Consider the following 14,161-nt stretch of genomic DNA (forward strand, 5'->3'; position numbering starts at 1 on the left):
GAGCCTTTGCACCATTTTTTATTTTAAATCAGGCTTTATGAACAGGCAAGATGCCTGTTCCACAAAGACTAAATTTTTTTGTGGAACAGGCATCTTGCCTGTTCTTGATAACGCCTCAATTGTGAACTTTTCTCTTGCTTCGCCTCGAAAGCGGTTCATTATATCCGGCAAAAAACGAAGTGGAGCTTTCGCTTCACCCTTACGAAATCTCCACTTTTATCACTATTCTAGTGGCTGCAAAAACCCTCTTGCCTTCACTCGATTTTACTTGTACAAAACAGCCTCTTTCAAAGTCGCGATCTTACCTAGCGCTTCATCGAGATCCTCTTGGGATGCGCCGTGGGCAACTATTGCATCGGTCAAATGCTTCACAATTGCATCAAAGTGTTCAGGCTGTAAATTCAAACCTGCGTGTGCTTTCTCCATTGAACGGCCTGAGTATTGCTTGGTGCCGCCAAGGGCATAGGAGATAAAAGCAGTTTGATGGCGGCGCTGCTTTTCCATATCTGTATGATCGAAGAAGTGGCTCACTATCTCGTCAGCCAAAACATCGCGGTAAAAATCATCGACTATCTCTTTAATGGCTGGCTCTCCACCCATTTTTTCGTACAATGTTGTTGCCATATCGTTTCAGCGAGTTATTTTTTTTCCCTTACTCTTTAATTATAGCTGGCAGCTTGGCTTTTTTCCACTGTGAAATGTTAATTTAATCTGAAATAATTACTGAGTAACTGTTGCGACTGCTGGTATTTCTTAGACCACATTCTCTAATTGTAAACTTTATTAACGTTCTCTCGCCAGTTAGATATTGTCGATCGCCCTCCCAGCAGTTTTACCTAATGCACGGATTGCTGGTTTTAGCAAGATGTTTCCTATACACCACCAACACGCATCTGTTTTCCAGCTAGCAAACTCAAGAAATCGGTGATAAAACAGAGGCAGGCTGCGATCGCGGAAATTGCGATCGCCCCTGCAATTGGACAAGTTAAAATAAATGGGCGATCGGCTTCCCAGCAGCATCATGTATAATCAAACTGCAAATATAATCGAATCACCACAACGATCGCCTGTATACTGATATTCTGCCGTTGCTAGTCGGTTGCGAGACTTCCGGGCGATCGCCCGCAGTTAAGAAAAACCTTTGACTTAAGTACGCGGACACAAATAAACATTATTATCTCATTGCGAGAAACGAAGCAATCCCAAGTCTGAGCGATTGCTACATTTCTATCTGCTGTTTCCTTGAACTTTGATGATTTTTGAGTGCCTTGAAATACTATAGTCAACATCCTAACGCTTTCTCGATCGACTACCTCAACGACTTGCGAGGAGCAATTCTAGCCTCCCCTTATCTAGCAATCAACAACCTCAATCGCGATTTCATTGGCACAAAAGGGTTTTCCGTCGTGTTTCAACGTGCGGAAATCGCCGAAGTAGAACGGCGGTTCCCCTTGTTCAAACCCTATCTAGACCAAGCATTACTGCCTGAATGCAATGCTTTTTACCTCAACCCTTTGTTGCTGGGTGAAGGTTCCCGCGTCGATCCGCATATCGATCGATCCTTGCGATCGTACTGCAAAACAGTTGAACCTCCCGCAGCCGTCAGCGTTTTATACGTGCAAGTACCGCCGAACTTGCAAGGGGGAGAATTGATACTGCGGCGCAACAAACAGCAAGTCGGCCAGATTAAGCCACAAGCCAACTCGCTAATCTATTTTCAAGGAGATTTGACTCACTCTGTCAACGCTGTTAAAAGTACCGGGACTCGTTTGAGTTTGGTTTGCGAACAGTACAGTTTGAGCGAAACAGAATTGCAAGATATTCCAGGATTCACAGTGGAATCTAGGGCCGCGAAAGCAAAAATTAAGTAATGTTTATTCGCTCCTAGAAGGGTGATAAATTCAGGACACGCTTAACCCGCCGCTTGCATCAAGGGTTCAATCACCGCCAACTTATGTGCTAGGAGATTATCCATAACAACTACTGCGATCCGAGTGGCTTAAGACCGAGCATTATGGGCGAAAGCCTTGAAGGAAACAAAGAATGATGCTAGCTTTATAAATATAGTTTTTTGAGGAGCTAAAGTTCTGAAAAAAGAGGACTTACAAGCTAATGCTGTTTTAATCCGACAGCAGTACCTCAAGAAACCACCCGGCAAAGGAAATGTCGCACTTGCTGAGCTACAGGTTAAGGGAGGTGTAGCCTTTTGTGCAGCAGCAACATCTAAAGGTGGCAAGAAAAGTCCAATTAGGGAAATACCCCAGCCGAAGTCAGCAGGAGGACAATTCGAGCCAGCTATTGATTCTCGAACCCAGCGTATGATGGATACTGATGCTGAGTACAAAGTTTTGTCACAAATTGCTGATACTCTTGAGATGTTCTACGATCTTGAAGTAGAAGGCCAACTCTACCTGTATACTGAGTTCCAGCCATGTGAAAGTTGTAATAGCATTTTGAGACAGTTTCAGGAGAAGTTCCCGCACATAAAGATAGAAGTTTTCTGGGATTACCCGTATCCACCCGAATCTTAAAGAGGAAGAAATCAGTTATGACTTTGGAATACAGCAGTCTTACAGAAAAAAGGTTGTCCTTGTTGCGCCAATTGCCTGAATCCATCCAAGGTACGCTAAGTAGGGTAGGGCAGCAACATTATGAAGAACTCTATGAACCAGAAGCAGAGGATGCAGCTTCACTTCAAGATGCTTTAGATGAAATTCTGGAAGTGTTTCAGAGTAACAACCAAACACTGAGCCACATTCGTTATGTTTGGATGGCGCTGATACTAGCTTCAGTTGTAGAACCAACAGTTCAATATTATCAACCATTAAACTTGCTTCCACAAGAAACTATTAGTAAGATAGAACTCTGGCTCCTAGAAAATCTTGAAAAGATGCTGAATTCTCAAAGAAAGTTTTCTAAGGCTCTAAGAGAGGAAGAGTTTAATGCTCTAGGAGATGGGATTAAAATTGATTATACAAAAGATAAACAACTGGCAAATTTTCAAATAATATTTGAAGCATTAGATGTTTATAGGAGTGCGATTAAAACTTTGGATTACAATCAATCCTTAGAATCATTACTAGATATATTAGAGAATTGTTTAGAGGGCTATGCAATCTTCCCCGGTTCCCACGGACGACGTGAATTATTCGATTGGTGGCTACTAGAGGTTGTACCAGCAAGCTGGTATCTAATGCCTCCTAGTTCTATCTACTCGCTAGATAAATTGGGGACTGAAAAAAATAAGAGTTTTTGTCAGATGAATAAATTGGAGGAAATTAGCTCTGCCATGTGGAAGATTATCTTGACAGCTTCTATCAGTAGACAGAGGTCAAACCTGCGAACTTTCCCTAACAAATTTGAGGATTATTTAAACACGATACCAGGGGATGTTAGACTTGATAAGTGGGCAAGTTAATCTAAGTAACACTGCAAGTATATATAAAGATAGCGTTGAAACTATTTTTAGTTAAAGGAAGGACTGCAATGAGTAAGCCAGAAGATATTATAGCTGAAATAATGAAAAATCTTCACGAAAAAGAGCGCGATCAAGATGTTAATGAAGAGGAAGAAAACAACTATGGAGAGGAATATATTGCCCAGCTTAAATCAGTTTGTAAAAGTTTTCTCAAAAAAGAATCTTTGGAAGTTGGACAAATCGTGAAATGGAAGGAAAACTTAAAAAATAGAAAGCTTCCCCGCAAGAATCAACCAGCAATTGTTATTGCCATATTATATCAACCTGTCATCAGCACTGATAAGGAAGCTGGTAGTCCCTACTTCTTAGAAACTTTAGATATCATTCTTGGGATCGTAGTTGAAAACGGCACCTTTTTAACTTTTTACTATGATAGCAGAAGGTTTGAGCCTTATTAATTTATGTTTATATATTAATGGGGAAACCTTTGAGGAAATGCCCGTTTAGTCAGCATAAATATTGAAAAAATAACGAAAAATCCTGTTAGATTTGCTGATTCAAAACGGGTTGATTTTTGATGGTTTAGGCTGGGTAAAATGCCAGAGGCGATCGCCTTACCAATAAAAACCGCCAGATTAATTTAAACTGATTAAAAATTAGGCTGCGAAAATCCGATGATCCACAAGAAGAACCGCAAAAAGTTACCTTTATTGGCAGCATTCTTAGTCTCGCCATTTATTTCTTGGTTCCTGAGTACGATCGCCCTATTTCTCAGTCTCTGGATCATCATACCAGCACCCACGATGTTCCTGTACCCTTTGGCGGTGGGAGCACCAGAAATCAGTCCTTGGTTGGTTGGTATCAATACGATCGCCCTTTTGCTGAACCTGCTCAGACGGCATCAAGGCAAAGTCTACATTATTTTGTCAATTTGTAACCTGTTCGCCCTAATCCTGGGCCTGCTACCCCTGATTCAGTTTCCAGCAGCCAATGCAGCCATCGCTACCCAAATGCAAGCAGTTTTAGGGGAAAACTATTTAGCAGCCCTTCCTCAAGCCGATCGCGCGCAGCTACGCCCTCAACCGTTTATCCTCGCAGATGCGTTCCGAGGAATTCCCATCAAAGAGGTTAGGATCGATCGGGCTATTGGATTTGCCAAACCTGACGGAGTTTCACTACAATTAAACCTTTACCGGCCGATGCAAATTGGCAAATATCCGGCGATTATCACACTCTACGGGGGAGCTTGGCAAAGAGGCAATCCCGATGCCAATGAGGAATTCAGCCGTTATATGGCCGCCCAAGGCTATTGTGTGGTTGCAATTGCTTACCGCCACGCTCCCAAGTATCGATTTCCTGCTCAGCTTGAGGACGTACAAGCTGCTCTTTCCTATATCAAAACTCATGCTGCTGATTGGGACATCGATCTCGATCGAATTGCTTTGATGGGAAGGTCTGCCGGTGCCCATTTAGCAATGCTAACTGCTTATGATTCTAGTGTGCTTCCAGTTCGAGCCGTGGTCAACTATTACGGGCCAAATGACCTGATTCGGGGATACAATGACCCACCTTTTCCTGATGCCATAAATGTTCGAGCCGTCTTGCGTGCTTTTCTGGGAGGAACCCCAGACGAACTCAATGAGCTTTACCGTCGGGCTTCTCCCATAAATTATATTAAACCGAATCTTCCCCCTTCTCTACTGGTTTATGCAGGTCGCGACCATATCGTTCAGCCCAAGTTTGGTCGATCGCTCTACCAACGATTGCGAGCCACGGGCGATTCCCTACGGGATAGCTTCGCTTCACGGGCTATTTTGCTCGAAATTCCTTGGGCTGAACACGCTTTTGATGCAGTTTTTAATGGCCCGAGCAATCAATTAGCTTTGTACTACACAGAACGCTTTTTGGCTCATGCTCTAAAGTCTTCGGATTACCAAGGAGTTAAATAAAAATTATCAACTTACTCATTTAGGATCAATAAACTGCGGCTATAACAGTTTAATAAGTTCCCAAATCTCGTAAAGATTTCTACGGCAAATTGTCGCACCAACTTTTAGAAGAGTTGCAAGACTTTATTTATTATATAGCGGTTCTCAAGCGTGGTGAGGTATGCCCTATGCCCTATGCCCTATGCCCTATGCCCTATGCCCTATGCGAGTACGATCGCCCTTAGTTTGAGCGCCCCGCGTCCTGTTAAACTGAAACCCTGCGGTTGTGTGCGCTTGGTGCGATCGACCTTTCTGAAAAAAACCTAAAATTCTGTAGCATACAATACATTTATTTGGTTAATGATTGTTTAAACTCTCCAAGTGTAGATTGTGTACTCTCCATAATTCTCCAAAACTCCTAAACGAGTGCGTTGTTTGCTGGACTGCGATTTATCGATCGTCGAACCGTTAAAAACCATAAGTAGTTTTGACCTGAATTCATCGGAATTGATTCGCACAAAATTTTTGAGCTGACCAGGGTAAAGATTAATTACTAAATTTGTGCAGTGCAGACATCTATAATGTTGACTCAAGTTTGTACAGGCTCTTGCCATCTATCTTCTTGCTAATAACCGAAATCCAACCGCATCTCACACTGGATTCTCACGCCCGGTGGACGGCGAAGTGATTGCGCCTCGCTCATCCAATCTTGTAGAGCCTGCCAAAAAAGGCATTCTCGCAAAAGTTAGCTTTGACAAAAAATGTTGGGTAAATCTCATATGTTGCACCATTCTCAATTAGCCTTTTATGAACAGGCTGGACGGCCTGTGAAGCGAGAAAATTGATCTCTTGTGGAACGGGCATCTTGCCCGTTATTGAGAATGGTGCAAAATCTTAGGTAAATCCAACATATTCGTCAATCGTTAGACTTTTGCTAACATCTATTTTTTCTCAACTACTCGTCCCGCAATACCAATAAAAATAACCATGAGTGGAAACGAATCGCGCGTTCAAGCAATTTCTCAAATCGTCAACCGCAAACTGATGCCTAGTCGGCCTCCCAAGCGGCTAGAAGATATGTGGGCAACAGACGTTTTTACTCTGAGCAAGATGCAAGAAAGTCTGCCCAAAAGCATTTTCAAATCAGTAAAAAACACCGTTCAAACCGGCCAAAAACTCGATGCTTCCGTAGCTGATGTAGTTGCAGTAGCAATGAAAGATTGGGCTATTTCCAAAGGAGCCCTCTACTACGCCCACGTATTCTACCCGCTAACCAACGGCACCGCCGAAAAGCACGACGGTTTCATCTCAGTGCAAGGCGACGGTTCCGTCATCTCAGAATTTGCAGGCAAAGTTCTCGTACAAGGCGAACCCGATGGTTCCTCATTCCCCAACGGCGGCATTCGCTCGACTGCGGCCGCTCGCGGATATACAGCCTGGGATGTCACCAGCCCTGCTTATGTCATGGAAACAGACAACGGCATGACATTGTGCATTCCCACTGTTTTCATCTCCTGGACAGGTGAAGCCTTAGACAAGAAAACGCCGCTTTTGCGTTCGATTGCCGCCATGAATAAAGCAGCAACTCGAGTGTTAAAGCTACTAGGCAATACCGAAGTTGCTCCGGTAAATTCCAGTTGCGGTTCCGAACAAGAATACTTCCTGGTAGATGCCAATTTCACCAACAACCGCCCCGATTTACTGCTAGCAGGTCGCACCCTGTTTGGCAAACCTCCTGCCAAAGGTCAGCAATTTGACGACCACTATTTTGGAGCGATTCCAGAGCGCGTTCAAGTCTTCATGCAGGAAGTAGAAGAAAGAATGTACCGGCTGGGAATTCCTGCCAAAACCCGCCACAACGAAGTAGCTCCCGGTCAGTTTGAAATTGCACCAGTTTTTGAAGCGGCAAACGTCGCCAGCGACCACCAACAATTAACCATGACAATTCTCCGCAACACTGCGAAGAAACACGGTTTTATGTGTTTGCTGCACGAGAAGCCTTTCGCCGGCATTAACGGTTCTGGCAAACACGTCAACTGGTCGATCGGCAATGCCACCCAAGGAAACTTATTAGACCCAGGCGATACACCGCACTCGAACATACAATTTCTAGTTTTCTGCGGCGCTGTGATTCGCGGAGTTCACAAATACGGGCCGCTATTGCGCGCGGTAGTTGCTACTGCCAGCAACGACCACCGATTGGGTGCAAATGAGGCTCCACCAGCAATTATCTCTGTCTATTTGGGTTCGCAATTAGAAGATATCTTCGGGCAAATTAGCCGGGGAGAAGTTAAGGACTCTAAAGGTCGGGGAATTATGAACTTAGGTGTAGAAACACTGCCTACTTTCATGAAGGATGCTGGAGACAGAAACCGGACTTCGCCCTTTGCTTTTACTGGAAACCGGTTTGAATTCCGGGCAGTAGGTTCCGGTCAGTCTGTTTCCGGGCCACTGGTGGCGATGAATACAATTCTTGCAGATTCTTTGGACTGGATTGCTAACAAATTAGAAAGCGATTTGGCTAAGGGAACTGAACTGAATGCTGCCATCCAAACCATTCTCAAAGAAGTGATGGACGAGCACGGTGCGGTTGTATTTGGTGGCGACGGCTATTCCGAAGAATGGCACAAAATGGCCGTTGAGGAACGGGGTTTAGCTAACTTGCGGACTACGGCAGATGCTTTACCCGTGTTGAAGGAAGGATACATTGAAGACTTGTTTGAAAAGACAGGTGTTCTGACTCCCGTTGAATTGGAAAGCCGTTACGATGTTTATGCTGAGCAGTATTTGCTGGCAATTGAAGTCGAAGCAAAACTGGTAATCAGCATCGCAAAAACCATTATTTACCCCGCAGCGGTGAGGTATTTAGCGGAACTTTCCGGCACGATTTCTAAATTGAAAGAGATTGGGATTGAACTGGAAAAGGAAACTGCCGAAAAAGTAGCGGTCTTGCTTAAGTCCATGATGGATACTGCAAGCAAGTTGAGCGCTGCTTTGAGCAAGCACGATTTTGCTTCGACAGAAGACCATATGCAATATGCTTCGCAAACAATTCGTCCTTTGATGGATGAGGTTCGCCAGTATGCGGATGCCCTGGAAGGTGAAGTGGCTGATGATTTGTGGCCTCTGCCTACTTATCAAGAAATGCTGTTTGTTAAGTAAGAGCAAACAAATTCGGTTAATTGCAGGTTAGAGTTGTAAGGACACGGCAGTGCCGTGTCCTTACTTGTTTTTGAGGTTAAATGAGTGGTACGCTGAATCGGCCAGAGTCATTAAGTGCGAGCTAGAGTAAGAGTTGTAAAAATTGTTGAGATACCCTTCAACAAATTTATCGGCGTAGAAAAAGTAATATTGCTGCGAAAAGCTATTATGCGAATTCAATCTCTCTTGAAACAAATGACTCTGGCGGCTCTAGCTCTGATTTTTGCGATCGGTTGCAGTCGATCGACTCCGAACGTAAACTCTTCCCCGGAAGCAAGTACCTCTAGCAGCTTTAGAGTGGCAATGGTCACCATAGGACCTAAAGATAACCACAGTTGGGCTCAATCCTGCTTTGAAGGATTGAATCTAATCAAAGATAAATTTAATGCTCAGGTAGACATTACTGACAAAATTGACGGTGAACATAGTGAAGCTGCCATTCGCAAATATGCCCAGTCAGGCTATGACCTGGTAATTGCCGCCAGTGGTGCCTATATCAAAGCTGCCGAAAAGGTCGCTAAAGAATTTCCGCGAACGAAATTTGCCCTGATTACAACGCATCCAGGGAATAACAGAAATTTGGGGGCTGTTGCCTTTCGATCGGGTGAGGTGGGCTACCTCACAGGCGCTTTGGCTGCCATGAAGACCAAAAGCAATAAAGTTGGCTATATTGTGGGTGCACCTTATCCGGTTTACCAAGAAGAAGAAGCCTTGTTTAGGCGGGGAGTGAAGGCAACGAATCCCTCTGTTCAAGCCTCGACTGCTTTTCTCAACACTTGGAGTGATACGGACAAAGCCACCAAAGTGGCAACGGATATGGTTGCATCTGGAGTAGATGTTTTGACAATCAACGCGGATGAGGCAGGGTTAGCCGCGCTAAAAGCCGTTACGCAAAAGCCAGGAGTCCTTGTAATTGGTTGGGGAAAGGATCAGTACAAACTGGCTCCCGGCAAAGTCCTAACTAGCGTTCTGGAGGACATTCCCAATCTGGTGCTCAATGCGGCGGTGTTAACCCAGGAAGGTCGCTGGGAAGGAAAACTTTACAAGTTTGGGCTCAAGGAAAAAATCTACGACTTTGCCCCTTTCCGTGGTAGTCTCACGTCTCAGGAAGAGGACACTTTCAAGATTATCCGAGATGCTGTGACGACTGGCCAAATTGATGTTTCTCCTTAGTGTACCGATTAATTGGTTTACAAATATTGATTCTAAGTCCGATGCAAAATCAACGCAACGAGCGCGTTCTGCCGATCGCCAGAAGCTCCCGTTCTCATCCCTGGCAACGCTTCTTTTCTATTGCAAATCAGCTCCGCTATGGTTTGATATTTTTGGTTCTCCTGAGCTTACTGCCCACAGGTGGTTTGCTGATCTACCTCAGCTTTCAGGCGCAGATCCAGCAATCGCGATCGCTCCAAGAAGAGCGTAGCCAGACAGCAGCAGGGCAGATTGATAATTATTTAGATGACTTGAAACGAAAACTGAGCTATTTAGCTAGGGTTAAAGGACTCACAAACTTTCAACCTCAAGCGCAGCAGAGCCTGTTGGAAGGGTTAATTCGTCATCATGATGCTTATGAAGCCGTTGCCATTTTGAACCGGAAGGGACAAGTTGTCACGTCAGTTTCACCCTACGAACCGTTCAAGTTAGAAAATCCAGCCAATTCGCCACTGTTTATTCGTGCTTTTAAACAACAGGAAGATTATGTCAGTCCTGTAGAAATTAATCCTCAAACAAACCAACCCACAACCATTTTGGCGGTTCCGATTCGGAATGAGCGAGATGAGGTGGATGGGGTGCTATTAGCGCAGGTAAATCTCAACTTTCTCTGGTTTGTTGTTTCCCAAATCGAGGTTGGCAAGACGGGTTATGTCTATGTAGTTGATGAGCGTAATTTTCTCATTGCTCAAAAGGGTAGTAAGCCAGAAACTTTTCAGTTTCAAGATATTTCTAAGCGTCCCTTTTTTCAATTTTTGAAAGCATCGGAAGATACTAAGCACCTTAATGTTTATCTGGGTCTAAAGCAGGTAGAAGTATTGGGAGCCAGTACCTTAGTTCGGAGCGTGAATTGGACGGTGGTTGTAGAACTGCCAACGGCTGAGGCCTATGCTCCCGTTTACCAAATGCTCTCAATTATGGGAGGCTCATTGATGGTGGTGATGATCGTCGCTGTTGGCATTGGCTTTCTATTTATTCGGCAAATTGTGGTGCCACTCCAGCGCTTAACCACGGCAGCTACTGAACTCAGTGCGGGGGAATTAGAGACGCGGGTCAACATTGATAGCCAAAACGAACTGGGGACATTGGCGATCGCCTTTAACACTATGGCAACCCAGTTAGAGGAACTGATTACAGCAGTTGAAGTGGAACGGAATTTTGTTTCAGCAATTCTTGAAATTGCAGGTGCCCTGGTAGTTGTTCTCGACCCGCAGGGACAAATCGTTCGCTTTAACCGAGCTTGCGAACAAATGACTCATTACTCGTTTAGTGAAGTGAAAGGGCGCTACTTTTGGGACTTGTTCCCGAACTCAGACTTAGCAGGACTTGCCAAAACTACTTTTGAGTCTTTGCAATCTGGTAATTTTCCCCAGCAGTATGAAGGCAGTTGGATGAGTAAAGATCAACAACTCAGACTGATTGCCTGGTCAGATACTGCTTTACTGGATAATCAAGGTGAAATTGAGTACATCATCAAAACAGGCATTGACATTACTGAACGGAAACAGGTAGAAGAAGAACTCAAAGCGTCGGAACAGCGACTATCTTTTCTATTCCGCCAAACTTCACTGGCCGTGGTGGAATGGGATTTAAACTTTCAAGTCACGGCCTGGAATCCAGCGGCCGAGCAGATTTTTGGTTACACGGCTCAAGAGGCGATCGGACACCATGTCACAGAATTAATTGTGCCTGCGTCTGCCCGAAAGGTAGTTGATCAAGTTATGAACGAGTTGTTGGTTCAGGTTGGAGGAATCTATAGCGTCAACGAAAATATTACGAAAGACGGCCAAACCATTATTTGCGAATGGTTCAATACACCTTTAGTAGGGAATGCTGGAAAGATTGTGGGAGTTGCATCCTTGGCACTGGATATTACTGAGCGCAAGCAAGCCGAAGCTGCATTAAGGCAAGCAAAAGAGGAAGCTGAGGTTGCACTCAAAACCTTACAGCAAACTCAGGCACAGCTTATTCAGGCAGAGAAAATGTCTGGTTTGGGGCAACTTGTTGCTGGTGTTGCTCACGAAATTAATAATCCAGTCAACTTTATCTATGGCAACCTGAGCCATACTGCGGACTATACGCAAAATTTACTAAAGTTGATTCAGCTTTACCAGCAAACCTATCCAACTAATACCGAAATTCAGGAAAAAATTGAAGAGTTCGAGCTGGACTTCATTAGTGAAGATTTACCCAAAATCCTGACTTCAATGAAGGTAGGAGCCGATCGCATTCGTGAAATTGTCCTGTCGCTACGAAACTTCTCGCGGCTGGATGAGGCAGAAATGAAGCCAGTTGATATCCACGAGGGAATTGACAGCACATTGATGATTTTGCAAAATCGACTGAAGGCGAAATCGGATCATCCTGCTATTGAAATTGTTAAAGAGTACGGCGACTTACCGCTGGTAGAGTGCTATGCCGGACAGTTGAACCAGGTCTTTATGAATCTTCTGGCAAATGCGATCGATGCTTTAGAAAACTACGACAATCAGCGTTCTCGAAAAGACATCCAAACAAATCCCAGTCGCATCACTATTCGGACTAAGCTAGTCACAAAGGAAACTGGGCCCAATTGTTCTAAAAACGTGGTGATTCAAGTTCAAGACAATGGGCCAGGGATGACGGAAACTGTTAGACAACAGGTGTTCAATCCCTTCTTCACCACCCAACCAATTGGTAAAGGAACTGGATTAGGACTATCCATCAGCTATCAAATTGTAGTTGATAAGCATGGTGGCTTACTCCAGTGTTTCTCTCAACCCCATCAAGGAGCAGAGTTCCGCATTGAAATTCCTGTGTTACAAAGCGGTGCTGTAGCACTCGTGGGTAAATAACTGCGATCGCATTCTCTGAAGTGGTTGTCACCCCGTCTGAACCAGGAGGCGAATGAGTAGCAAGGGAGACGATCGCCGCCAAGTGATTCAATACCAGCAGATCGCCCCCAACCACCTCAAAACCGACTTAATATCACCCGGTAATCAAACGATTTTCTCGCTAGAAAGTTCGCCACTAGCAGGAGGCTCTACCGTATCGCCAAAGGCAACCCGCAGAAAAGGCGGCGCTAAAAATGTCGTCAGAATCACCATGATAATAATCGAGACTTCTAACGGTTTATCCAAAATCCCACTCGCGGAACCGATGCCAGCAAAAACTAACCCGACTTCGCCCCGAGGAATCATCCCCACTCCGATCGCCAATCGATTGATTCCCGGCAGACCAAACACCACCCAACCAGTAATCAGCTTGCCCAAAATCGCAACCACAATCAAAAATACGGCAATCAAAAGGCCAGCCCGATTATCTGGCACTGTTGGGTTCAAAACCCCCAAATCCGCGCGAGCTCCCACGGTTACAAAAAAGATGGGAACCAGCAAATCCGCGATCGGCTTCACCAGTTCATCCAACTCGTTGCGGGCATCGCTTTCATCCAACACCAAACCAGCCGCAAACGCACCCAAAATCGCTTCGAGATGAATTGCGTTGCCCAGAAAAGCCATGAAGAAAGCAAAGACAAATGCCGGGATGACTATATTGCCGCGAGTTTTGAGTTTCTCCACCACCGCAGTGAAGCTTTTGTTGAAGATGCCGCCCAACAGAATAGAACCCAACAGAAACGCAGTTGCACTGACAATCAAATAGATGACATTAACAACATCAATTTCACCGGTTTTCGCTAAACTGGCGACAACAGCCAGGACAATAATTCCTAGCACATCATCAATCACCGCTGCACCAACAATGATTTGACCTTCTTTAGATTTGAGTTGTCCTAATTCCGACAAAACTTTGGAGGTAATTCCGATGCTGGTTGCCGTCAAAGCAGCCCCCGCAAAAATCGCCGGAATCGCCGCCGTGTGGAAAATTATCATCAAGCCCGCAGTACCAGCGGCAAAGGGAACTGCCACGCCGGCACAGGCGACAACGACGGCTTGAACCCCCACTTCTTTGAGTTGTCTGATATCCGACTCTAAGCCAATTTCAAACAGCAGAATAATCACGCCTATTTCAGCCAGCACTGAAATGACTTCACTCTGCGATTCAAACACACTGGTGAGGGCGGCAGGAGACAGATGATTAATCGATTGCACAACTGTCATAATCCCTGAGTCTGAGGCTGACAGCCCTGCTTCGGGAAAAATGACCAGGTGTAAAGCAGATACGCCAACAATTACCCCTGCTACAAGTTCACCCAAAACCGGTGGCAAATCGAACTTTTTAGCCGCTTCCGCGCCTAATTTACTGGCGAGATAAATCACTACCAAAGTGAGCAAAACTCCGCTCAGAACGATCGGCGAATTTTCGGCTTCGACTGTTGCTAACAAAGGTATGGGAGCAACTAGGGATGCCATACCAGAACTTAAAGCTGTAATTGTATGGTTCAAAAACATGGTTACGATGATGG

Annotated in this window: 12 protein-coding genes; 9 read left to right on the forward strand and 3 right to left on the reverse strand. The window is 44.9% G+C overall.

Going from position 1 to position 14,161, the window contains the following annotated elements; translation table 11 throughout:
* Positions 1 to 264 precede the first annotated feature (264 nt).
* On the reverse strand, positions 265 to 624 hold the full coding sequence (locus QUB26_RS09435; protein WP_333055558.1) for a group 1 truncated hemoglobin: 360 nt from the start codon (positions 622 to 624) through the stop codon (positions 265 to 267).
* A 177-nt stretch (positions 625 to 801) separates the two neighbouring features.
* The gene (locus QUB26_RS09440) at positions 802 to 1,023 is read right to left on the reverse strand and encodes a hypothetical protein (protein WP_333246051.1); all 222 of its coding nucleotides are present in this window, start codon (positions 1,021 to 1,023) and stop codon (positions 802 to 804) included.
* 245 nt (positions 1,024 to 1,268) lie between these two features.
* On the opposite strand from QUB26_RS09440, the gene QUB26_RS09445 reads away from it, so the two are divergent.
* From QUB26_RS09445 to QUB26_RS09480, 9 genes are all read left to right on the forward strand, one after another.
* The gene (locus QUB26_RS09445; RefSeq protein WP_333055556.1) at positions 1,269 to 1,871 is read left to right on the forward strand and encodes a 2OG-Fe(II) oxygenase; all 603 of its coding nucleotides are present in this window, start codon (positions 1,269 to 1,271) and stop codon (positions 1,869 to 1,871) included.
* 252 nt (positions 1,872 to 2,123) lie between these two features.
* Positions 2,124 to 2,531 carry a deaminase domain-containing protein gene (locus QUB26_RS31955; RefSeq protein ID WP_445299597.1) on the forward strand — a complete coding sequence of 136 codons (408 nt, stop codon included), beginning with the start codon at positions 2,124 to 2,126 and terminating at the stop codon, positions 2,529 to 2,531.
* 17 nt (positions 2,532 to 2,548) lie between these two features.
* Positions 2,549 to 3,418, forward strand: a complete 870-nt coding sequence (locus QUB26_RS09450; RefSeq protein WP_333237717.1) for a hypothetical protein — start codon at positions 2,549 to 2,551, stop codon at positions 3,416 to 3,418.
* A 68-nt stretch (positions 3,419 to 3,486) separates the two neighbouring features.
* On the forward strand, positions 3,487 to 3,876 hold the full coding sequence (locus QUB26_RS09455; RefSeq protein WP_333237719.1) for a hypothetical protein: 390 nt from the start codon (positions 3,487 to 3,489) through the stop codon (positions 3,874 to 3,876).
* Positions 3,877 to 4,092: 216 nt separating this feature from the next.
* Positions 4,093 to 5,367 carry an alpha/beta hydrolase gene (locus QUB26_RS09460; RefSeq protein WP_333317682.1) on the forward strand — a complete coding sequence of 425 codons (1,275 nt, stop codon included), beginning with the start codon at positions 4,093 to 4,095 and terminating at the stop codon, positions 5,365 to 5,367.
* A gap of 174 nt (positions 5,368 to 5,541) precedes the next feature.
* Positions 5,542 to 5,673: a hypothetical protein gene (locus tag QUB26_RS09465; protein ID WP_333317684.1), complete on the forward strand. Its 132-nt coding sequence runs from the start codon at positions 5,542 to 5,544 to the stop codon at positions 5,671 to 5,673.
* Between the two features lie 660 nt (positions 5,674 to 6,333).
* Entirely contained in the window at positions 6,334 to 8,508 is a 2,175-nt protein-coding gene (locus QUB26_RS09470; protein WP_333237724.1) for a glutamine synthetase III, read from the forward strand.
* A gap of 207 nt (positions 8,509 to 8,715) precedes the next feature.
* Complete coding sequence (locus QUB26_RS09475) at positions 8,716 to 9,720, forward strand: BMP family protein (RefSeq protein ID WP_333237726.1); 1,005 nt, start codon at positions 8,716 to 8,718, stop codon at positions 9,718 to 9,720.
* 41 nt (positions 9,721 to 9,761) lie between these two features.
* Positions 9,762 to 12,593, forward strand: coding sequence for a PAS domain S-box protein (locus QUB26_RS09480; RefSeq protein ID WP_333237729.1), 2,832 nt, complete (start codon positions 9,762 to 9,764; stop codon positions 12,591 to 12,593).
* Between the two features lie 144 nt (positions 12,594 to 12,737).
* On the opposite strand, the gene QUB26_RS09485 is transcribed toward QUB26_RS09480, so the two are convergent.
* Positions 12,738 to 14,147, reverse strand: coding sequence for a cation:proton antiporter (locus QUB26_RS09485; RefSeq protein WP_333292710.1), 1,410 nt, complete (start codon positions 14,145 to 14,147; stop codon positions 12,738 to 12,740).
* Positions 14,148 to 14,161: the final 14 nt, after the last annotated feature.

It is taken from the genome of Microcoleus sp. B4-C1 (assembly GCF_036705285.1).
In the GTDB taxonomy this organism is placed as follows: domain Bacteria; phylum Cyanobacteriota; class Cyanobacteriia; order Cyanobacteriales; family Microcoleaceae; genus Microcoleus.